Annotated in this window: 19 protein-coding genes and 2 tRNA genes; 11 read left to right on the top strand and 10 right to left on the bottom strand. The window is 61.4% G+C overall.

The genetic code is table 11. The annotated features are described in order from the left end of the window. Positions 1-18 precede the first annotated feature (18 nt). From AQ996_RS00105 to AQ996_RS00080, 6 genes are all read right to left on the bottom strand, one after another. Entirely contained in the window at positions 19-1,050 is a 1,032-nt protein-coding gene (locus tag AQ996_RS00105) for a rod shape-determining protein (protein WP_006236061.1), read from the bottom strand. Positions 1,051-1,177: 127 nt separating this feature from the next. Further along, positions 1,178-2,482: a tetratricopeptide repeat protein gene (locus AQ996_RS00100; protein ID WP_055249982.1), complete on the bottom strand. Its 1,305-nt coding sequence runs from the start codon at positions 2,480-2,482 to the stop codon at positions 1,178-1,180. An 11-nt stretch (positions 2,483-2,493) separates the two neighbouring features. Continuing rightward, a complete protein-coding gene (locus AQ996_RS00095) occupies positions 2,494-3,036 on the bottom strand; it encodes a peptidylprolyl isomerase (RefSeq protein WP_055249980.1) in 543 nt (180 codons plus the stop codon). A 107-nt stretch (positions 3,037-3,143) separates the two neighbouring features. Then, a complete protein-coding gene (locus AQ996_RS00090) occupies positions 3,144-4,286 on the bottom strand; it encodes a zinc ribbon domain-containing protein (RefSeq protein ID WP_055249978.1) in 1,143 nt (380 codons plus the stop codon). A 103-nt stretch (positions 4,287-4,389) separates the two neighbouring features. After that, a complete protein-coding gene (locus tag AQ996_RS00085; RefSeq protein WP_055249976.1) occupies positions 4,390-7,107 on the bottom strand; it encodes an HAD-IC family P-type ATPase in 2,718 nt (905 codons plus the stop codon). A 76-nt stretch (positions 7,108-7,183) separates the two neighbouring features. Continuing rightward, positions 7,184-7,260: transfer RNA gene (locus AQ996_RS00080), tRNA-Arg, on the bottom strand. Positions 7,261-7,464: 204 nt separating this feature from the next. On the opposite strand from AQ996_RS00080, the gene aroF reads away from it, so the two are divergent. From aroF to AQ996_RS00030, 10 genes are all read left to right on the top strand, one after another. Beyond that, positions 7,465-8,490 carry a 3-deoxy-7-phosphoheptulonate synthase gene (gene aroF / locus AQ996_RS00075; RefSeq protein ID WP_055249974.1) on the top strand — a complete coding sequence of 342 codons (1,026 nt, stop codon included), beginning with the start codon at positions 7,465-7,467 and terminating at the stop codon, positions 8,488-8,490. Positions 8,491-8,493: 3 nt separating this feature from the next. After that, positions 8,494-9,408 (top strand): prephenate dehydrogenase, encoded by a 915-nt coding sequence (locus tag AQ996_RS00070; protein ID WP_055249972.1) that lies wholly within the window; start codon positions 8,494-8,496, stop codon positions 9,406-9,408. 36 nt (positions 9,409-9,444) lie between these two features. Further along, positions 9,445-10,551: a 3-dehydroquinate synthase gene (gene aroB / locus AQ996_RS00065; protein WP_055249970.1), complete on the top strand. Its 1,107-nt coding sequence runs from the start codon at positions 9,445-9,447 to the stop codon at positions 10,549-10,551. Further along, complete coding sequence (gene aroA / locus AQ996_RS00060; RefSeq protein WP_055249968.1) at positions 10,545-11,864, top strand: 3-phosphoshikimate 1-carboxyvinyltransferase; 1,320 nt, start codon at positions 10,545-10,547, stop codon at positions 11,862-11,864. The genes aroB and aroA overlap by 7 nt, the downstream gene beginning before the upstream one ends. A gap of 1 nt (position 11,865) precedes the next feature. Then, positions 11,866-12,963, top strand: coding sequence for a chorismate synthase (gene aroC, locus AQ996_RS00055; RefSeq protein WP_055249966.1), 1,098 nt, complete (start codon positions 11,866-11,868; stop codon positions 12,961-12,963). 54 nt (positions 12,964-13,017) lie between these two features. Then, complete coding sequence (gene pheA, locus AQ996_RS00050) at positions 13,018-14,163, top strand: prephenate dehydratase (protein WP_055249964.1); 1,146 nt, start codon at positions 13,018-13,020, stop codon at positions 14,161-14,163. Next, positions 14,164-15,414: a shikimate kinase gene (locus tag AQ996_RS00045; protein WP_055249962.1), complete on the top strand. Its 1,251-nt coding sequence runs from the start codon at positions 14,164-14,166 to the stop codon at positions 15,412-15,414. Positions 15,415-15,478: 64 nt separating this feature from the next. Then, on the top strand, positions 15,479-15,916 hold the full coding sequence (gene aroQ / locus AQ996_RS00040; RefSeq protein ID WP_055249960.1) for a type II 3-dehydroquinate dehydratase: 438 nt from the start codon (positions 15,479-15,481) through the stop codon (positions 15,914-15,916). A gap of 130 nt (positions 15,917-16,046) precedes the next feature. Further along, entirely contained in the window at positions 16,047-16,496 is a 450-nt protein-coding gene (locus tag AQ996_RS00035; protein WP_055249958.1) for a DUF4869 domain-containing protein, read from the top strand. After that, positions 16,496-17,497 (top strand): DEAD/DEAH box helicase family protein, encoded by a 1,002-nt coding sequence (locus AQ996_RS00030; protein WP_055249956.1) that lies wholly within the window; start codon positions 16,496-16,498, stop codon positions 17,495-17,497. Before AQ996_RS00035 ends, AQ996_RS00030 begins: the two co-directional genes overlap by 1 nt. Before the next feature lie 307 nt (positions 17,498-17,804). Here the strand turns inward: AQ996_RS00030 and AQ996_RS00025 are convergent. The 3 genes from AQ996_RS00025 to AQ996_RS00015 all read right to left on the bottom strand — a co-directional run bounded on the left by AQ996_RS00025 (position 17,805) and on the right by AQ996_RS00015 (position 19,560). Further along, positions 17,805-17,881: transfer RNA gene (locus tag AQ996_RS00025), tRNA-Arg, on the bottom strand. Positions 17,882-17,935: 54 nt separating this feature from the next. After that, positions 17,936-18,703: an ABC transporter ATP-binding protein gene (locus AQ996_RS00020; RefSeq protein WP_022094777.1), complete on the bottom strand. Its 768-nt coding sequence runs from the start codon at positions 18,701-18,703 to the stop codon at positions 17,936-17,938. An 11-nt stretch (positions 18,704-18,714) separates the two neighbouring features. After that, positions 18,715-19,560, bottom strand: a complete 846-nt coding sequence (locus AQ996_RS00015; RefSeq protein WP_253274571.1) for an ABC transporter permease — start codon at positions 19,558-19,560, stop codon at positions 18,715-18,717. Positions 19,561-19,720: 160 nt separating this feature from the next. Between AQ996_RS00015 and AQ996_RS00010 the strand changes: the two genes are divergently transcribed. Further along, a complete protein-coding gene (locus AQ996_RS00010; protein WP_055249954.1) occupies positions 19,721-20,692 on the top strand; it encodes a glycosyltransferase family 2 protein in 972 nt (323 codons plus the stop codon). A gap of 102 nt (positions 20,693-20,794) precedes the next feature. Here the strand turns inward: AQ996_RS00010 and AQ996_RS00005 are convergent, their stop codons facing one another. Further along, on the bottom strand, positions 20,795-22,249 hold the full coding sequence (locus tag AQ996_RS00005; RefSeq protein WP_055249952.1) for a sugar nucleotide-binding protein: 1,455 nt from the start codon (positions 22,247-22,249) through the stop codon (positions 20,795-20,797). Positions 22,250-22,302 lie beyond the last annotated feature (53 nt).

Here is a 22,302-nt window from a genome sequence, read left to right as displayed (position 1 = left end):
GAATCCACCTTTTGGAAATTAAGCATTGGTCTGGACGAAGCCGCCATCAAACGCATTGGCCTCGAGCACGCGGGCACAGCCGTTAACAACGTTATCGAGCGCCGTGGGGCTGACGTTGACCGAAACGCCGGTCTCATCGCGCAGGCGCACGTCGAGACCGCGCAGCAGCGCGCCGCCTCCAGTCAGCAAAATGCCATAGTACATAAGGTCCGAGGCAAGATCGGGAGGCGTAGCGTCGAGCGCGTCCTTGACGGCCTTGGCCATCTCGTCGAGCGGCTTGTTGAGTGCGCGACGAATCTCCTCGCTCTCGATGCGCACGGTCTTGGGCAGACCGGTGATCACGTCGCGGCCGTTGACCTCGACGTCGAGCTCGTCCTTGAGCGGCACGGCGGAGCCGACCTTAATCTTGATGTCCTCTGCCGTACGCTCGCCGATGGCAAGGTTGTAGGCATCGCGAACGTGCGTGAGGATAGCCTGGTCGAACTCATCGCCGGCAATACGGATGGACTGCGAGACGACGATACCGCCCATAGCGATAACGGCAACCTCGGTGGTACCGCCACCGATGTCGATGACCATGGAGCCGGTGGGCTCCTCGACGGGCAGGTCGGCGCCGATAGCGGCAGCCATGGGCTCTTCGATCAGATAGGCCTGGCGGGCACCGGCCTGGATCGTGGCCTCAAAGACAGCGCGCTTCTCGACCGACGTGACGCCGGAGGGAACGCAGACGACAACACGCGGACGCGGAGTCCACGGATAGCGCTTCTCGGACGCCTTGTCGATAAAGTAGCGAAGCATGGCCTCGGTAACATCGAAGTCGGCGATGACGCCGTCCTTCAGGGGACGAACGGCCACGATGTTGCCGGGCGTACGGCCGAGCATGCGCTTTGCCTCGATACCGACCGCCAGGATGCGCTCGTCGTTCTTGTCGATGGCGACTACAGAGGGCTCGCGAATGACGATGCCCTTCCCGCGCACGGAGACAAGCGTATTTGCGGTGCCGAGGTCGATGGCAAGATCGCCCGCATAGCTACCGAAGAACATATCCATCAAAGAAAACAACGCAACTCCTGATGTGTTGGATGATTGCTGGAAAACTACTAGCTCATCATACTAGCGCAAGCCCGACACCTCACTTGCGGTGAAGCGCCGGGCAAAGCTAAATCCCATAAGGTCACTACTGGTTGTCAGCAGCCGAGAAATCCATATCGAGCGAAGAAACGGCCCAGCCGATATGGTTATCGGAGCGCACGAATTTGACGGTGTACTCCTGCTCGCCGCCCTTGGACAGCGATGCCTTCACCTTGGCGGTCGTCTCGGTCATGGACTGATCCATGCCCTCGACGGACACGGTGGCACCCTGCGGAATCGAGGAGATGATCATCGACTTAGCGTCCTCGGACAGGCTCGAGGCCAGGCAAGACTCGGCCTTTGCGGTGTCACCGTCGCCGGCAGCCTGGAACAGATCGGTAACGACAGACTCCTGAGACGGGAAGCCAAAGCCGCGCGTGTAGGCAAAGCCCAGACCGCCCGCGGCGATCAAAATGAGCAGAAGCAGCACGATGAAGACTTTGAGGCCCGTGTGGCGATGGCGACGACGGACCTTGGCCTGCTTACGATCCTGACGGTCCTGCTGGACCATCTCGGACTCGGACAGCGTAAAGAAGCCGGTGTCCGAGGGATCGGGCATAAACTGACCGGTCGCACCCGTAGGATCGAGCGGATCGACGGCAGGAGCGTCCATCGCGGGCGCCGGAGCCGTGGCCATAGCCGTCTGGGCAGACAGCGCAGCAAGCGAATCCTGCACGCGGGCAAGCTCATCGGCCTGCTCGGAGGTGAGCTGGTGGATGCCATCGGCAGTAGCGGCGTTAAAGGCGTCGAGTGCGTCGGAGGGACGGCCGGCGGCAGAAAGGGCCTGACCCATGCCGGCGTTGAGCGCACGCGTGTCGTCGCGGGGGCCGGCAAAGTCGATAGCCGTGCGGTAGGTCTCCACGGCATCCGCCGGACGGCCGAGCTTAATGAAGCAACGACCGAGCTCGCCGAGTGCGGCGGCAGGAGCCGGATTGGCACCGTCGATGGCAGCCTGACGGAAGGCGGTTCCCGCGTTGGCATAGTCGCCCGACTGAAACAGCGCATTGCCCAAGCCCAGATAGGCCTTGAACGGCGTGGCATAGGAAGCATCCTGCGTAGCAGCAGAGAACGCCTGAGCGGCCGTCGTGTAGTCGCCCACGGCGGCGAGCGCCTTGCCGCGGTTGGTGAGCAGCGCGCCGCGCTTGCCGTAGGTGCCGTCGTTGAGGGCGGCGGCATAGGCCTCGGCGGCCTCGGCATACATGCCCAGGTGCATCAAGGCGTTGCCACGAAGGTGATCGGCCTCGCCCATAATCTCATCGGGAGTTTTTGCCGCCCCAAGCATCTGAGCTGCAGCGGAAAAATCACCCGCGCGGTAAGCGGCGCGGCCCTGTTGGATCAGCTGGCTATTCAAGGAAGTCCCCTTTACTCGTGAACGATCTCGACATGGACGATCTCGTCGCCGGCACGCAGTTGCGAAATCACATCGAGACCCTCGACCGTGGTACCAAAGACGGTGTAACCGGAATCGAGGTTATGCTGGGCACCCAGGCAGAAGTAGAACTGCGAACCCGCGGAATCGGGGTCCATGGAGCGTGCCATGGCAAGGGCGCCATCGACATGGCTGTTGCGCGGATTGGTGGCGAACTCGCCCTTGATGCAGTAGCCGGGGCCACCGGTACCGGGCATGCCGTCGGGGCCCTCAAGACCGGCGGCGACGTCGGCGCCGGACATGTCGCGGGTATTGGGGTCGCCGCCCTGGATAACAAAGCCGGGCACATAGCGATGGAACTTAAGGCCATCATAGAAACCCATCGTGGAAAGCTCGCAGAAGTTCGCGACATGAATGGGAGCGCCCTCGCCGTCAAACTTGACCTTGATGGTACCCTTCGACGTCTCGATTACGGCGCACTCGTCGCCGACAAGCTGATACTCGGGCGTGTAGAGCTCTTTCTTAAAACCAAACATGTGGTTCCTTCCTCGTGCGTTTAAAGCATATTTGTACGAATTGTAGCAATAAGCACGGGCTTACATCAATTGCGCACGTAGGTTATGCCGACTATGGCGAACTAATTTTAGGAACGCTGCTGCGGCTTCCAGGAACCCACATTGGCGTCGTACTGGTTCAGCGCGCTGTTGCCGCCCTGCGCGATGGGCGCCAGGATCTCGCTTTGGTGGGAACTCATCGACTCGCTATCGGGAATGGCCAGCGAGATATCCCAGCTCTGGCAGATCACGTCGACGCGCTCATACATCCACTCGGCAAGCTGCTTTAAGTGGGCGATGTCATCCGCATAGACCGTATCGTCCTGTACTTTCAGGTTGTTGAGCTCATCTTGCGTCTTTTTGATCTGGTCGCGCAGGGCGTAGGCACTCTGCGACAGCTCCTGACGGGTGGACAGCGGCGTTCGGAGATAACCGTTGTTAAAGGAATCGATGACCTCGCCGATCTGGTCCTCGTCAGCGTAGGACACGATGGTCTGATACAGACCGTCGAGCCTGGTATAGAGCTGATCATCGGTGAGCACGGTTTCTTCCTGGACCACCTCGGCAGAATCGTCCTGCTTGGTATCGTCCTCAGTGGCCTCGCCCTTTTGGCGCGTGGGGAAGGTGGTCTGTGCAGCTTGGCCAAACTGGTCGTAAAAGCCGGGCATGACACCCATGGGATCGGTCGTCACGAACCAATAGGCACCGCCGCAAACGACGGCAAGGACCGCGATGACGACGAGCGGCTTGGGGATATGACGCTTATGCTTGTGATAGGCGTCCTCGTCGGGGTGCACCTTGCGCTTGGGTTTTTGAGCATCGTCATGCAGGGAAACGGGCGTGGGAATATCGACCTTGGGGATACCGAAATCCTTATCGAAAGCTGGCAGCACGCAGGTCTCATTGGGGTCGGCGGCGTCCGAAAGCACCGCAGCGGCAGAGGCCGGCGCATGCGGCACCTCGGTATCGATCTGCTCTTGCGTTAGGCGCGGAAAGCCCGCCGTGCGGCCCGCTGCCAGGTCGGATGCTGCCGCGTCCTCGGAGAGGATACCCGGAGCGGGGCGTCCGCATTTGGGGCACGTACGATCATGCGGAGAAAGACGGGCACCGCAGCCCTCACAGAACACGAACTCAGTGTGCTCGGGACCATCGCCCGGACCCACATAGGCGTTGCAGTAGGGGCAGAACGAGGCGCCGTCCTCGATAGTCTTAAGGCAATGCGGGCAGATCACGGCATCCTCTTTTCGAAGCAATTCAAACAATCGAGGTTAGAGCATAACATCGCCACGGCCCCACAGGAGCAAGGCACCAATTCAACATCGCCAAGGCGCGTAGTTACTTCTTCTTTTTGCTCGGCATCGAGACTTTGATGCCTTGGGCGGACTTGGTTACGCGAGAGCGCTTGGCTCCGGTACCCTTCTTTTTCTTGGGCTGGGCCTGGGCCACGCCCTCGAGTGCGCGGGCCTCGGCCTCACGAACGGTGCGAGATTCGCGGCGCTGCGCCATGTCGGCGGCGACGCGCTTGGCAAAACGCTCCGCCGTCGAACCCGTCGAGCTCACCTTGCCGCCACCGCGACCCAGGCGGACGCGCACACCGCGACCAAAACCAGTTGCGGCATGACAACGACGCGGCTTAAGCGAATCCATCATCGTGGCGAGCTTAAAGAACACCGAGCAGGTAAAGGCCACGATGACAGCCAAGATAACCATCTGGCCCATCGACAGGTTGGCAATAGACAGCAGCTCCGGGAATCCGATAACGCCCGCCAAGATGCCAGCGACTACAAACACAAAGAGCACCACGCGCAAGGGCGTGAGAGGCTGCGAGATGCGCCAGATCAGGCTGACGCTCGCCGCGCACGACGTAAGCAGGCACATCGTAGACAGCGTGAGCTGGTTAAAGCCAAACACGCGCGCCACAAAGATATCGAGCGCCGCGGCCAAAATGACCGCAATCGACGCCGGCAGTGCCCGCTTGAGCACGTTCGTCAGGAACGACCCCTTCACGCGAGCATTGTTGGGCTCCAGGCCCAAGACAAAGCCCGGCGCGCCAATGCAGAAGAAGTTGATGAGCGTCATCTGAATCGGCTCGAAAGGGTACGGCGGCAGCGCGATGCACAGCGCCGCCAGGCCCATCGAGAACAGCGTCTTGGTCAAGAACAGCGAAGCCGAACGCTGCAGGTTGTTGATGGAGCGACGGCCCTCGGCCACCACGGCGGGCATCGAGGCAAAGTCGTTGTCGACAAGTACGATCTCGGCCACGTTACGCGCGGCATCGGAGCCGGCCGCCATGGCGACGGAGCAGTCGGCCTCCTTGAGCGCCAGCACGTCATTGACGCCGTCGCCCGTCATGGCCACGGTGTGCTCGCGGCGCTTGAGTGCCTGCACGAGCTCGCGCTTCTGCTGCGGGGTCACACGACCAAAGACATGGTAGCGGTCCACTGCGGCATCGAGCTTGGCCGGCGTATCGAGCGTCGTGGCGTCCACATAAGCGTCCGCCCCCGGCACGCCCACCACGCGCGCGATCGACGACACCGTACGCGGGTCGTCGCCACTGATCACGTTGAGGGTCACGCCCTGCTCGTTAAAGTAGCCGATGGTCTCGGCCGCCGAGGTACGAATCTCGTCGCGGATGGTCACAAAGCCCACGGGCTCGGCCTCGCCCACCATATCGCCATCGGGCGTAAAGCCGTCCACGAGCGCCACCACGAGCACGCGGCAGGTATCGGCAAGCTCGGCGACACGGTTCTCGACCTGGGAAAACGCACGATCAGAGAGCACAAACTGCGCCGCACCCATCACATATGAGCCCTGTGCAAACGACGCGCCGCTCCACTTTTTGGAAGACGAGAACGGAATGACCGACAGTGGCTCGGACACCTCGACCGGACGGTCGGCGTAATAGTTGAGCAGCGCCTGACAGGTCTCGTTGGCATCGGCCGAGGTCGCACGTGCGACGTTAGCCAGCGCAAAATCGAGCACCGTGGTATCGACGGGAACGGCGGCGTCGCCCTCCCCCGCACCCATACCCTCGACCGGCAGCGGATAGGTACCCTCGACCTCCATACGACCCGACGTGATGGTGCCCGTCTTGTCCAGGCACAGCACGTCGACGCGCGCGAGCGTCTCGATGCAGTAGAGCTGCTGCGCCAGCACCTTGCGGCGGGCCAGGCGCACCGTGGCGATGGCGAGCACCGACGAGGTCAGCAGCACCAGGCCTTGCGGGATCATGCCCAGCAGGGCACCCACCGTGGACAGCAGCGCCGACGAAGGCACATGACCAGCCAACAGCTCGGAGAAGCACCACGAAAGCGCGCTATCGCCCGGGGTTCCCGCGGCATCCCACAGCCCACTTACACTCGAGGCGAACAGAGCCAGGCCAAGCGGAATCATGATGATGCTCGCAAAGCGCACGATGGCGTTAAGCGCGTTCATGATCTCGGAATTGACCTTTTTGACGTACTTGGCCTCGTTATTAATTTTGGCAACGTAGTTGTCGGCGCCGACATGGATCACGCGGGCGCGCAGCAGGCCCGAGTCGATAAAGCTGCCGCTCATGAGCTCGGAACCGGGCTGTTTCTTAATTAGGTCGCTCTCGCCCGTCAGCAAGCTCTCGTTCACGAGCGCCTCGCCCGAAACCACCACGGCGTCAGCGGGAATCTGATCGCCGCGCCCCAGGCGGATGATGTCGTCGAGTACGATCTGGTCCAAGTCGAGCTCCACCTCGGCACCGTCGCGCACCGCGATGGCCTTCTTGGAGGTCAGCAGTGTGAGCTTATCGACCATCTTCTTGGAACGCATGGACTGAATGACGCCAATAGCGGTATTGAGGAACACCACGAACAGGAACGTCAGATTCTTAAACGAACCGGTCAAAATGACCAAGAACGCCAAGATCACGTTGATCAAATTGAACAGCGTGCAGAGGTTCTCGATGATGAGCTCTTTGACCGACTTGGTCTTGAGCTCCATGTTGCGGTTGATTTTACCGGCGGCGATGCGCTCCTCGACCTCGACGGTCGAGAGTCCGCGCTCGATATCCGTTGCTGCCATACCACGTCCCATCACGTCGCGTCGGTATAAGAAAAACCGCCCGGACCATGCGAGGTTCGGACGGTCTTACGTTCGATGGTGCCCCATGTTGGATTCGAACCAACGGCCTTCTGCTCCGGAGGCAGACGCTCTAATCCCCTGAGCTAATAGGGCCAACATTTGGCATTATACCCAAGTGCACCACGGGCTATCAAAATAAAAGAAAAAGCTTTGCAATTACGTGGGAGACGCGGCGCAACGGCCCGCTTTAGAAGGCAAAAGCGAGTCAGATAGTATAAACTCTCATGCACCATATATACACGGCTCGCGATGCGGGCCGTTTTTGCAAAAGTTATCCATCGAGGTGAGAGGCACACCATGATTGCAATTTTAAAGCAGAGCGCCAGCGACGAGGCCGTCAGCCATATCGTCAGCTGGATTGAGAAAAAGGGTCTGAAGACCGATGTCTCGCGCGGCGAGAATGAGACGATCATCGGCCTGGTGGGCGATACGACCAAGATCGACCCGTTCCTGCTCGAGTCCATGAATGTCGTCGAGCGCGTGCAGCGCGTCTCCGAGCCTTTTAAGCGTGCCAACCGCAAGTTCCACCCCGAGGACTCCGTCATCGACTGCGGCCACGGCGTCAAGATCGGCGGCGACCAGTTCCAGGTCATCGCCGGCCCGTGCTCCGTCGAGGGCGAGAACCTCATCCGCATCGCCCGCCGCGTAAAGGCCGCCGGCGCCACGATGCTGCGCGGCGGTGCCTACAAGCCCCGCACCTCCCCCTACGCCTACCAGGGCATGGGCCCCGCCGGCCTCGACCTGCTGTGCGAGGCGTCTGCCGAGCTCGACATGCCGATCGTCACCGAGATCATGGACCCGCGCGACGTGCAGGTCTTCCTGGACAAGAAGATCGACGTCATGCAGATCGGCGCCCGCAACGCTCAGAACTTCCCCCTGCTCAAGGAGGTCGGCAAGACGCAGACTCCGATCCTGCTCAAGCGCGGCATGTCCGGCACCGTCGACGAGCTGCTTATGGCAGCCGAGTACATCATGAGCGAGGGCAACGACAACGTCATCCTGTGCGAGCGCGGCATCCGCACCTTCGAGACCCGCACCCGCAACACCTTCGACCTCAACGCCGTGCCGGTGCTGCACCACCTGTCGCACCTGCCCGTCGTCGCCGACCCCAGCCACGCCACCGGTTACACCCGCTATGTTGAGCCCATGGCGCTCGCCGCGACCGCCTGCGGCGCCAACGGTCTGGAGATCGAGGTCCACGACGACCCGAGCCACGCTTGGTCCGACGGCGCTCAGGCCCTCACGCCCGACCAGTTCGACGACACCATGCGCCGTATCCGCGCCATCCGCGAGGTCGTCTGCCAAGAGACCGTTCAGGAGTAGCCCATGGGTACGGTGAGAAACGCACGCGTTAACCAGGGTGGCCCCAAGTGCGCCGGCATCGTGGGCCTGGGTCTCATCGGTGGCAGCTTTGCCCGCGGCTATGCGCAGGCGGGCGTCCGCGTGCTGGCCTGGGACCCCGATGACGACGTGATGACGGCCGCCAGCATGGGCACCGTTGCCGGCGAGCTCAACGACGAGACGCTCGGCGAGTGCGACATCATCGTCCTGGCATGCTACCCCGAGGCCTGCATCGAATGGCTCGAGGCGCACGCCCGGGCACTCGCCGACGCCACCGACACCGAGGCCATCATGGGCCCCGTGGTGATCGACACCGTTGGCGTCAAGGGTATCGTGTGCGAGCGCGCCTTTGAGCTTGCCCGCGAGCACGGTTTTTACTTTGTGGGCGCGCACCCCATGGCGGGCACGCAGTTCTCGGGCTACGCGCATTCCCGCGCCGACCTGTTCCAGGGCGCACCACTCGTGCTTGTACCGCCCGCAGTGGACGACGCACTTAAGCTGGAGCTTTTGGGCCAGGTGCGCGAGATGGTACGTCCCCTGGGCTTTGGCAAGTTCAGCGTAACGAGCGCCGCCGAGCACGACCGCGTCATCGCCTTTACGAGCCAGCTCGCGCACGTCGTCTCCAACGCCTACGTTAAGAGCCCAACCGCTCAGGTCCACCACGGCTTTTCGGCCGGTAGCTACCGCGACCTCACCCGCGTGGCGCACCTCAATCCGCAGATGTGGTCCGAGCTCATGATCGACGACGCCGATGCGCTCGCCTTCGAGATCGACCATCTGATCGAATCGCTTGGCGCATACAGCCGCGCCCTTAAGGACCGCGACCAGCGCTATCTGGAGAATCTCCTTGCCGAGGGCGACCGCATCAAGCGCGCGCTCGACGACAAGGCCTCCCACTAGACCACCCATCACGCCAGGTCGAAAGGACCGAAGCTTATGGCGATTACCATCGATATCGACACCGCACGCCCCTACCAGGTGCATGTGGGCACGTTTTTGCTGGAGCAGGCAGGTCCGCTCGTACGCGCCACCGCCGGCGGCACCCGCGCCGTCATCGTGACGGACACCAACGTGGGCCCGCTCTACCAGGTGCCCGTTAAGCAGAGCCTCGAATCCGCAGGCTACGAGGTGAGCATCTGCACCTTCGAGGCCGGCGAGGCCCATAAGCGTGCCGAGACCTACGTTGCCATTTTGGAGTTTGTGGCCGAGCACGAGCTTTCGCGCTCAGACGTGATCGTGGCGCTCGGCGGCGGCGTCGTGGGCGACGTTGCGGGCTTTGTGGCCGCCACCTACATGCGCGGCTGCAAGTTTGTGCAGATTCCCACAAGCCTGCTCGCCATGGTGGATTCGTCGGTCGGCGGCAAGACGGCCATCGACCTGGCAGCCGGCAAGAACCTGGCCGGCGCCTTTTGGCAGCCGAGCGTGGTCATCGCCGACGTGGGATGCCTTGCCACCCTCACGCCCGAGCAGTTCGCTGACGGCTGCGGCGAGGTCGTTAAGCACGCCGTGATCGCCGACCCCGAGCTCTTCGCCGAGCTGGAGAAGACCCCGCTCACGCTTGAGCTGCTCAACCGCGACGTGGCCCGTGTGGCGCTCATCATTGCCCGCAATATCGACATCAAGCGGGCCGTGGTCGTTGCGGACGAGCGCGAAACCAATCAGCGCAAACTCCTCAACTTTGGCCACAGCGCCGGGCACGCCGTCGAAGCCTGCGAGCACTTTGAGCTCGGCCACGGCAACTGTGTTTCGATCGGCATGGGCATCATCACGCGTGCCGCAGCCCTGCATGGCATCTGCGATGCCGAGCTGCCCGATCGTATTGAGGAGCTCTGCGCCCGCCACGGCCTCGAGACCCGCTGCGACCTTTCCGCCGATGCCGTCTTTGCCGAGGCGCTCCACGACAAAAAACGCGCGGGCGACACCATCGACCTGGTAATTCCGCACGGTATTGGCCGCTGCAGCATCGACCGCACGCCGCTTTCCACCTTCCACGATTTGATTGCCGAGGGCCTCGGCCAGAAGGGAGACGCATCCGCATGCTAGCCCGGATCACCCCGTCCCCGCTCAAGGGCACCGTTCCCGCCATCGCGTCCAAGTCGATGGCGCATCGCCTCATCATCTGCGCCGCGCTTGCCAACGGCGAGACGCACGTTACCTGCAACACGACCTGCGCCGATATCGAGGCCACGGTGCGCTGCCTCACGGCACTCGGCGCCCGCATCGAGACCGTCGAGGACGGCTTCCAGGTCCACCCCACCATGAAGAGCATTGAATTTGGCCTACTCAAGGCCCTTGCCGGCGGCACGCTCGACTGCGGCGAGAGCGGCTCCACGCTGCGCTTCATGCTGCCTGTCGCCTGTGCGCTGGGCGCGGAGGCCACCTTCGTGGGCCAGGGCCGTCTGGGCGCCCGCCCGCTCTCCCCGCTCTCGGACGAGATCATCGCCGCCGGTTGCGACCTGCAGGGGCTGGGCGGTTTTCCGCTCAAGACGAGCGGCCGTATGCGCCCGGGCACCTTTATGCTTCCGGGCAACGTGAGCTCGCAGTATATCTCCGGCCTGCTGCTGGCGGCCCCGCTTTTGGCCCAGCCCTCCTGCGTGCAGGTGACCGGCCTCATCGAAAGCCGCCCCTATATCAACCTGACCATCCAGGCCATGAAGGCCTTCGGCGTCGAGGTCAACGTCGAGCGTATTCCGGCCAAGGATGGCCAGCCCGAGGTCACGAACTTCCGCGTGAACAGCGGCTCGTACCGCACGCCCGGCAGCGTAGCCGTCGAGGGCGACTGGTCCAACGCCGCCTTTTGGCTGTGCGCTGGTGCCATCGGTACCGACCCTATCACCGTAGAGGGCGTGTCGCTGAGCTCCGCACAGGGCGACCGCAACGTGCTCGCCGCGCTTTCGCGCTTTGGCGCCCGCATCGTGCGCTCCACGAACGCCGCCACTGTCCAGTCCGACAAGCTCGCCGGCTTTGAGATGAGCGCCCACGACATTCCGGACCTGGTGCCCGTCATCTCTGCCGTGGCATCGCTGGCTCAGGGCCGCACGTTCATCCGTGACTGCGCGCGCCTGCGTATCAAGGAATCCGACCGCCTGGTCACCACCACCCGCGAGCTCACCGCGCTGGGCGCGCAGGTGCGCATCGCCGGTGACGACCTCATCATCAAGGGCGTCGATGCCTTTACCGGCGGCGAGGTCGATTCGCACAACGACCACCGCATCGCCATGATGGCCGCCATCGCCGCGAGTCGCGCCACCGGCGAGGTCGTGATCCACGGCGCCGAGGCCGTCAACAAGTCCTATCCCGATTTCTTCGACCACTACCGCCTGTTGGGCGGCAAAGTCGCGCTCGAGGAGGAATAGCATGTCCTCGACCTTTGGCAACGTCTTGCACGTAAGCATCTTCGGCCAGTCGCACTCCCCCGCCATCGGCTGTTCGCTCGATGGCGTTCCGGCAGGTATCGCCGTTGACCTGGAGCAGCTGCAGTCCTTTTTGGACCGTCGCGCCCCCGGCCGTGACGAGACCGCGACCAAGCGCCGCGAGGCCGACGCCGCCCACATTATCGCCGGCATAATTGATGGACACACCACGGGCGCGCCTATCGCCGCGATCATCGAGAACACCAACACGCGCTCCAAGGATTACTCCGAGCTGCGCCGCAAGCCCCGCCCGGGCCATGCGGATTTCCCGGCACGCGTGAAGTACCACAACATGCACGACGTCGCCGGCGGCGGACACTTCTCTGGCCGCCTGACGGCGCCCCTGTGCATCGCCGGCGGCATCGCGCTGCAGGCGCTCGAGGCCCGCGGCATTAAGGTCATGGCGCACGTGGCGCAGATCGGTGGCATCTCCGATCTGCCCATGGACGACATGGTCTATCGCGAGGCCGACCGCAAGGCGATCCTTTCGAACGACCTACCGTGCATTGACGCCGCAGCTGCCGGTCGCATGTGCGAGGAGATCCTGGCCGCGCGCGACGAGCTCGACAGCATCGGCGGCATCGTGGAGTGCGGTATCTACGGCCTGCCCGCGGGCATCGGCGACCCCATGTTCGATGGCATCGAGAACCGCATCGCGCAGATTGCGTTTGGGATTCCCGCCGTGAAGGGCGTGGAGTTTGGCATGGGCTTTGCCGTTGCCGCCATGCGCGGCAGCGAGAACAACGATCCATATCGCATCGACGCCGAGACCGGCGAGATCGAGATCGAGTCCAACAACGCCGGCGGCATCCTGGGCGGCATTTCGACCGGCGCACCCGTCATGTGGCGCATGGCCGTAAAGCCCACGCCCTCCATTGGCCGCGAGCAGCAGACGGTGGACATGGACGCTATGGAAAATGCCGAGCTCTCGGTCCACGGCCGCCACGATCCCTGCATCGTCCCGCGTGCCGTCCCCGTAGCCGAAGCAGCCGCAGCGCTGGCCATCTGGGACGCCCTCCTAGAAGACGCCGCCCAGCGCTAAAAATCTCCGGGGACCAACTCCGGCCCCCACGCCCACCCAGTGAAAGGGGTCCCAATGGACCTTGCTGACATCCGCCAAACCATCGATGGCATCGACACCACGCTCCTCAACAGTTTTGTCGAACGCATGGACATTGCCACCGAGGTCGCCAAATCAAAAATCGAGATGGGCAAGGCCGTCTTCGACCCCGCCCGCGAGCGCTCCAAGCTCAACAACCTTGCCGGCCGCGCGCCCGAGCGCTACGAGGCGCAGACCATCACGCTGTTCCGCCTCCTCATGAGCATGAGCAAGGCCGAGCAGCAGCGCTATATCAACGAGCTCAAGGGCACCACGGTCTCGCAAAAGGCCCACGCCACTGCCGAGGCCTTCGACATGCCCTTCCCCCAAACTGCCAGCGTCGCCTGCCAGGGCGTTGAAGGCGCCTACAGCCAGATCGCCGCGTGCAAGCTCTTCGACGTGCCCGATATCGCGTTCTTCGAGACCTTCGAAGGTGTCATGCGCGCCGTGCGAGACGGCTTCTGCGAGTTTGGCGTACTGCCCATCGAAAACTCCACCGCGGGCTCGGTCAACGCGGTCTACGACCTGCTCGCACAGTTCGACTTCCACATTGTGCGCTCGCTGCGCCTCAAGATCGATCACAACCTGCTCGTCAAACCCGGTACCAAGCTGCAGGATGTTCGTGAGGTCTATAGCCACGGTCAGGCCATCGCACAATGCGCCGGCTTTATCGACGCGCACGAGCTGCACGCCACCAAGCATCTCAACACGGCCATGTCGGCCGAGATGGTCGCCAACTCCGAGCGCACCGACGTCGCCGCCATCGCCTCGCGCAGTTGCGCGGCGCTCTACGGCCTGGAGGTGCTGGAGCCCAACATTCAGGACTCGGACAACAACTACACGCGCTTCGTCGTCATCAGTCGCGAGCCCCGTGTCTACCCCGGCGCCAACCGTACCTCGCTCATGATCACCACGGCCAACGAGCCGGGCGCCCTCTATCGCGTGCTCGAGCGCTTCTATGCGCTCAACATCAACCTCATCAAGCTCGAGAGCCGCCCCATCCCCGGGCGCGACTTTGAGTTTATGTTCTACTTCGATCTGGACTGTCCCTTTGGCAGCAAGGCCCTCGACGACTTGCTCGACTCGATTGACGACGTGTGCGAGAGCTTCACCTACTTTGGCAGCTACACGGAGGTGCTCTAGATGACTGACGTCGCCCCAACCCGCCCCTACGGCGTGCTGGGCCGTGTGCTGGGCCACAGCTACACCCCGACCATCTACAAGGAGCTCGCGGGGCTTGAGTACGTGCGTTTTGAGCGCGAGCCCGAGGACCTCGCGGCCTTTATGACGGGCGACGAATGGGAGGGTACCAACGTGACCATCCCCTACAAGCGCGCCGTCATAGAATACCTGGACGAGCTGAGCCCGCTCGCCGAGCGCATGGGCAACGTCAACACCATCACGCGCCTGCCCGACGGCCGCCTGCACGGCGATAATACTGACTACTTCGGTTTCCAGTGCCTGGTCGAGGAGTTGGGCGTTGAGGTTGCCGGCAAGAAGGCCCTCGTGCTCGGTGCCACCGGCGGCGCCGGCACCACGGCAAGTATGGTGCTGGGAGACATGGGCGCCATCGTCGTACCCGTGGGTCGCACGAGCGAGGTCAACTACGACAATATCGCGCAGCAGTCCGACGCCTCCCTACTCGTCAACTGCACGCCCGCCGGCATGTTCCCCCATTGCCCCGACGCGCCTTGCACGCTCGAAGGCCTCGATGCGCTCGAGGGCGTCATCGACATTGTCTACAACCCCGCCCGCACGGGCCTGATGCTCGAGGCCGAGCGCCGCGGCATCCCCTGCATCGGCGGCCTGCTTATGCTTGTTGCCCAGGCGGCACAAGCTGTCGAGCGCTATACCGGCAAAGCCACCCCGCGCGAGAGGATCCTGGACGTAACGGAGCGCCTGTCACGCCGCGAACAGAACATCGCGCTGATCGGCATGCCGGGCTCGGGCAAGACCCGCGTGGGCGAGCAGATCGCCCAGCTCACGGGCCGCGAGCACATCGATCTCGATCGCGCCCTCGAGGAGCGCCTGGGCATGCCCTGCGCCGACTTTATCATCAAGTGCGGCGAGGCGGCCTTCCGCGAGCAGGAGACGGCAGCGCTGGCCGACATCTCCAAGCGCAGCGGCTTGGTGCTCTCCACCGGCGGCGGCGTGGTTACGCGCGACGAGAACTACCCTCTGCTGCACCAAAACAGCCAAATCGTGATGCTCAACCGCAAGCTCGACGAGCTCGCCCACAAGGGCCGCCCCATCACCGCGCGCGACGGCATCGACAAGCTGGCCGAGCAGCGTATGCCGCGCTACCGCGCCTGGGCCGACTACATCATCGACTCACGCGACTGCGCCGCCAACACCGCCCATGCCCTCCTCGACACCCTCCCACCCGCTCTCTAACCAAAACCACCACAAAGGGGGCAGGCACCTTTGTGGTGGTTTTTCAACTGCAAAGGAAGCAACCATGAAAGCACTCGTCATTAACGGCCCCAACCTCAACATGCTCGGCATTCGCGAGCCAGGCATCTACGGCAGCGACAACTACGATCGCTTAGTGCAGATCTGCCAGGAAGCGGGTGCCGCACAGGGCTTCGACGAGGTCGATGTCTTCCAGTCTAACCACGAGGGCAGCATCGTCGACAAGATCCAGGAGGCTTACGGAAAGGTCGACGGCATCGTCATCAACCCGGCTGCCTACACGCATACGAGCGTGGCGATCCTCGACGCCCTCAAGGCCGTTGCCATCCCTGCCGTCGAGGTGCACATCAGCGCCGTAGAGACGCGCGAAGACTTCCGCCAGGTGAGCTACGCCCGCCTAGCCTGCTTCGCCACCATCACCGGCGAGGGCCTGCAAGGCTACGCCCACGCGCTGGAGCTGCTGAGGGAACGTCTCGAAAAGTAGCCTCGCGAGCAAATCCATCAACGCGATTCACACGCTAATAATGCCAGTGCCGCCAGCAGCAACCTCGCTACTGGCGGCACTTTATTACTGGCATATAATCATTGCAGTCACACAACGTCTGGAGACGCGCATGTTAAGCATCCATCTGGGGGATTACCCCGGTTCCATCTACGATACCGAAACCTATTTTAGGAACTCATACTTGGACTCATGGTTCGAAGACCCTATGGCCGCACAGATTATTAAAAGCGTGGACGGATCAGAGCTCATCGGTCCCCACAACATCGTAAGCAAACAGCTGGGCTCGATCACCCCACTCGAACTGTCCGGCGGCGTTAAGACGCTGCTGCTGGTGCGCAATCTCCCAAATATGGTGTTCAACGCATCCACCTGCGGAGACAACTGTGCCCGCTGGCTACTCAAGATCGGCAAAGAGCAGGATGTGATGGTGACCTTATACCACATCATGAAATTCCCCTGGAAGAGCTTTGAAATCCGCATTGAAAACGATGGCCGCATCGTCAGAAACATGCAGGAGTTTGTCGGCGCCACGAATGACTTTTTGGATGTTGATGAGTAATGAAGGGAACGCATACCGTTGTCGTAGAGCGTGCAAAGGTCAAATACACACTCACGTTTAAGCGCAATATTTCCTTTATACGCGGCAACAGCGGCACGGGTAAAACGACGCTCATCTCGATGATTCGCGACTACAACGACCGAGGACCGGAAAGCGGCGTTGCACTCAGTTGCGACGTGCCTTGCGAAACGCTTTCCGGCAGACGCTGGGAGCGCGAGCTATCGATCATCGAAGATTCAATCGTCTTTCTAGATGAGGGTAACGAGTTTATCTACTCAAAGGACTTCGCCAAAGCCGTCAACGGCTCGTCCAACTATTTTGTTCTGATATCTCGTCGCGATGCCAACGAGCTCCCCTACAGCGTTGATGAGATCCTGAAGCTAGTCAACACGACAAGTAAAACAATCAATGGCCGCAAGAGCGACAGGCGCTTCTACTCGGTGACCAAGCCGCTATATGACCACACGGCAAGTATGCTGTATCAGGATCTAAATGTTGGATTCGAGGTACCCGACGCCGTAGTTGTCGAGGATAGCAAATCTGGCTATCAATTCTACGACGCTCTTTGCAACCGACTCGGGATCCCCTGCTATACCGCCACCGGCGTTGCGAATCTAAAACGTACGATTCACGAATGTCCCGAGCAAAACATCCTTGCTATTGGAGACGGAGCAGCATTTGGTCCCTACATCGAAAAGGTGCTCGGACAGCGCGTTTACAAGAACGTACGCTTGTTCCTCCCCGAATCATTCGAGTGGACACTCCTGCAATCTGGCCTCATTCCCAGTAACGATATCTTAAAAATCCTCGAGGATCCCTCAAGCTATATCGAAAGCCGCGACTACCTGAGCTGGGAGCGGTTCTTCACCGATGTGTTGATCAAATACTCGGCAGACACTCGCTACGCCTACAGAAAGGTAAAGCTCAATGAGCAGTACCTGAGGCCGCAGGCGATGAATGCAGTTGCAAACGTCTTGCCCGAGTGCCTGAAGGCAGACTAGATACAGCGGGGAGGGCCAAGTTGGTCCTCCCCGCTTTTGTTACGCCTTCTTGATCACGTACGCCAATCCAATATCGCAGGCACAGCGTACGATTGACGCGAAGAACCACGATGCTGGCAGCGTCATAAGCAGAGGCTTGCTCACGCTCGGCTCCAGCCCCCTTTGGCGCGCCGTATAACCAATCCACATCAGCAGCACAATAGCAGCTCACGCCACGGCTTCGGCCTAAACGTATACCCGGCAAGAACAAAGAACACCAGCATGTGAAAAAGCCCAGACCACCAAGCGGTCTGGGCTTAATAAACGATGGTGCTCCATGGCGGATTCGAACCGTCGACCTTGGGATTAGAAGTCCCCTGCTCTATCCAACTGAGCTAATGGAGCAAATAGCCGCACGCCCAAGCAAGCGCAAGCCTGTCAGGCACAAGTAATTATAACCTAGTTGAACTGCTCGCGATACGCCTTGCAGACCTCATCAACCGGGCCGTCCATGCGAAGGTCACCCTTCTCAATCCAAACGGCACGCTGGCAGATGCGCTCAACCTGCTCCATAGAGTGCGAAACGAACAGAACCGTCACGTCGCCGCTCTGGATAAAGTGCTGGATACGGTCCTCGCACTTCTGCTGGAAGAACACATCACCGACGGACAACGTCTCGTCAACGATCAGAATATCGGGCTCGGTAATCGTCGCGATTGCAAAGGCGATACGCGCCACCATGCCCGAGGAGAAGTTCTTAAGCGGCATATCGACAAAGTTCTGCAGCTCAGCGAATTCGATAATGCCGTCAAAGTTGGCATCGATGAACTCCTTGGTATAGCCAAGCAGGGCGCCGTTCAGATAGATGTTCTCGCGGGCGGTCAGCTCGGGGTCAAAACCAGCACCAAGCTCAATCAGCGGCGCGATGTTACCGTGCACCTTAACGCTGCCCTCGCTTGGCTCAAGCACGCCAGCGATAATCTTGAGCATCGTAGACTTGCCGGAGCCATTGGTGCCGACCAGACCCACGACCTCGCCACGATGAATATCAAACGAGATATGCTTAAGCGCCCTAAACTCCTCAAAGAACAACTCATGCTTGGCAAGCTTAATGAAGTACTCCTTGAGGTTGGTCAGCGACTCGGACGCCATGTTAAAAATCATGGTGACGTCGTCGACCTCGACAGCCAGAGGCTGCTCGCTGTAATCAACAACAGATTCAGTCATCACAGCACTCCTTAGATGTAGAGGATGAACTTGCGCTCGGACTTATGGAACACGGTATAGCCAATAACAAGCGCAAGAACCGCCCAAGCAGCGCACATACCAAACGTCATAAGCGAGGGCGTAGTCTGGAACAGAAAGATATCGCGCATAAACTGCAGGTAGTTGTACATGGGGTTCGCATACATCAAGATACGCACGAGATGCGGCATTTGCGCAATAAAGTCAGTCGTCCAGAAGATGGGCGTAATATAAGTCCACGCCGTAATGACGACGCTCCACAGATGCATAACGTCGCGGAAAAAGACCGTAAGGGCAGAAAGCAACATGCCCAGGCCCATGCAGAAGCACATAAGCAGCAGCAGGCAAACCGGCAGCAGAATCAGATGCCAAGAAGGCATAACGCGGAACCACAGCATAACGATGGCGACGGCGACCAGCGAGAAGGCAAAGTTGACCAGCGAGAAGAGCACCTTCTGCACCGGGAAGACCCAGCGGTGCACCTTAACCTTCTTGAGCAGAGGGGCAGCACCCACGATCGACGTCAGGGCCTGGTTCGTAGACTCGGACATGACGGCAAAGGTAACGTTACCCACGATCAAGTACAGCGGGTACATCTCGGGCGTCATTGAGCCATTGCGGCCCTGGCCAAAAATCGTCGAGAACACGATGGCCATGACAATCATCATCAGCAGCGGGTTGAGCACCGACCATGCGACGCCCAGAACGCTGCGGCGATACTTGATCTTAAAATCCTTGGTAACCAGCTGACGAAGGATAAACGCGTCCTTCTCAAATTCGTTCTTAGCAAACGTCGCAGGCAGACTGCGAGTTTCTTGTTGCTTTGTCTGATCCGACACGGATGCAACTCCTTTACTCGTAATCGTTGACAAACGAACAGTATAGACCCGACGGCCATGCAAACGATTCGCGCAACAAAACTGGAGAACTAACCCACATCTTAGGATGCCAAGCCCAAACGGCTATACTTTCAAGGATTGAACGTATAAGGAGCATTGAGTGAATTCTGAATCCATCGCCGTCATCATCCCCTGCTACAACGAAGCGCCCACGATCGGCAAAGTCATCGACGACTTTCACCGCGAGCTTCCGCAAGCGACGGTCTATGTCTATGACAACAACTCGTCGGACGATACCTCACGCATCGCCACCGAGCACGGCGCCACGGTCCGCTTTGAGCCCCGTCAGGGAAAGGGCAACGTATGCCGCCAGATGTTTCGCGACATCGACGCCGATTGCTACCTGATGGTCGACGGCGACGACACCTACCCCGCCGAGGCGGCCAAGGCCCTCTGCGAGCCCATCCTTAACGGTACGGCCGACATGACCGTAGGCGATCGCCTTTCAAACGGCACCTACGCCGAGGAAAACAAGCGCGCCTTCCACGGCTTTGGCAACAATCTGGTCCGCGCCATGATCAAGTGGATCTATGGCTACAGCTTCGATGACGTCATGACCGGCTACCGCGCCATGAGCCGCCCGTTCGTTAAAACCTTCCCAGTGCTTTCCGAGGGCTTTCAGATCGAAACCGAGCTCTCGATCCACGCCGTCGACCACCGCTGGCGCATCAAAGATGTGCCCATCGAGTACCGCGACCGTCCCGAGGGTTCCGAGTCCAAACTCAACACAGTGAGCGACGGCATTAAAGTCGTTGCGATGATCGGCACGCTGTTCAAGGACTACCGCCCGCTGAAGTTCTTCAGCCTCGTAGCGCTTCTGTTCGCGGTATTCGGCCTCGCCCTGGGCATGCCCATCGTTGTCGAATATTTCCAGACCGGCCTCGTCCCGCGCTTCCCCACCGCTATGCTCGCCGCCTCGTTTATGTTCCTGTGCGGCCAGAGCCTTGCGACCGGCTTCATCCTAGATTCTGTAGCAAAGGTCGAAAAAAAGCAGTGGGAGGTCAACGTGTACAGCAAATACGCCTACGACGACCAGCCCGGCCACCCTACTTCCAAGCCAAGCGAGAGGTAGATCTTCCGCAAAATACTATTGGCACCACTGCGCAGATAGCCACCAACAAGAAAAGCCGCCGTTAAAGAACGGCGGCTTTTACTCTCGAAAAGTTAATAGCGCCTAGAGCGTCTTGATGTACTCCCCCAGCTCTTCCTCCCAGTCGGGCATGTGGAAGCCGGCAGCCTCGAGCCTGGACAGGTCGAGCGCGGAGTGGACCGGGCGCGGGGCGACGGGGCCCTCGGCGCTCGCGTAGTAGTCGGCGGTCGATACCGGCACGACCCTGTCCCCGTTGCCGTTGGCGGCCTCGAAGACGGCGCGGGCGATATCGGCCCAGGACTTGACGGTGCCGGAGCCGGTGCAGTCGTAGGTGCCGTAGGGGGCGTGCGTCCCCAGCACGTGGAAGATGGCCTCGGCCATGTCGCGCGTGAAGGTCAGGCGGCCCAGCTGGTCGTCAACGACCGTGACCTGCGTGAGCTTATCCTCCGGGTCGGCGACGCGGTCGGACAGCCCCTTCATGGTCTTGACGAAGTTGTGCCCCTCGCCGATGACCCAGGAACTGCGCATGACGTAGTGGCGCGGGCACCCGGCCACGGCGATGTCGCCGGCGGCCTTGGTCTGGCCGTAGACGGACAGCGGGGAGAACGGCTCGTCCTCGTCGTGCACCTCGGCGGTGCCGTCGAAGACGTAGTCGGAGGACACGTGGACGAGGGTGATCCCGTGCTCGGCGCAGGTGCGTGCGAGAAGGGCGGGACCGGCGGCGTTGGCCTTCCAGGCGGTCACGCGGCCCTCGGGGGTCTCCGCTTTATCCACGGCCGTGTAGGCGCCGCAGTTGATCACGGTGCCGTAAAGCGACCAGTCGTATTTTGAGTAGGCGTCCGGGTCGGACATGTCGAAGGTGTCGATGTCGCAGAAGTCGAAGTCCTTGGCGACGCCGCGCTCCTCCGCCAGCGCGCGGACCGCATGGCCCAACTGGCCGTTGCAGCCGGTGACGAGGGTGCGCTTCGGCGCCATGGGGACGACGTCCCCGAGCATCGGGTGGTTGAGGTCGGCATCGGAGACGGTGGCCTCGTCGAGCGGGATGGGCCACTCGATGGCGAGCTCGGGGTCGGCGAGGTTCACGAAGGTGTAGGTCCTCTTGAGCTCCGGCGACCAGTGGGCGTCCACCAGGTAGGTGTAGGCGGTGCCGTCCTCCAGGGCCTGGAAGGAGTTGCCCACGCCGCGCGGCACGTAGATGGCCTTCGAGGGGTCGAGCACGGTCGTGTAGACCTTGCCGTAGGTGGCGCTGCCCTCGCGCAGGTCCACCCAGGCGCCGAAGACGCTGCCGCGGGCCACGGAGATGAACTTGTCCCAGGGCTCGGCGTGGATGCCGCGGGTGACGCCGCGGCTGTCGTTGTAGGAGATGTTGTTCTGGACGACGCGGAGGTCCGGGATGCCCAGGGCGCACATCTTGGCGCGCTGCCAGTTCTCCTTGAACCAGCCGCGCGAGTCGCCGTGGACGGCGAGGTCGACGACCTTGAGGCCCCCGATGCCGGTCTCGGCGACGGAGAGGTCCTTCTCGAATGCGATGTCTGCCATGTGGGAAAAGCTCCTATCGAAGAGGTTGGGTAACCGGGGGCGCCCGCGCGGGG

The sequence above is a fragment of the Collinsella aerofaciens genome (assembly GCF_001404695.1).
In the GTDB taxonomy this organism is placed as follows: Bacteria; Actinomycetota; Coriobacteriia; order Coriobacteriales; family Coriobacteriaceae; genus Collinsella; species Collinsella aerofaciens_E.
Note: the sequence above shows the minus strand (reverse complement) of the source record. Positions and strands in the feature narration are given on the sequence as shown.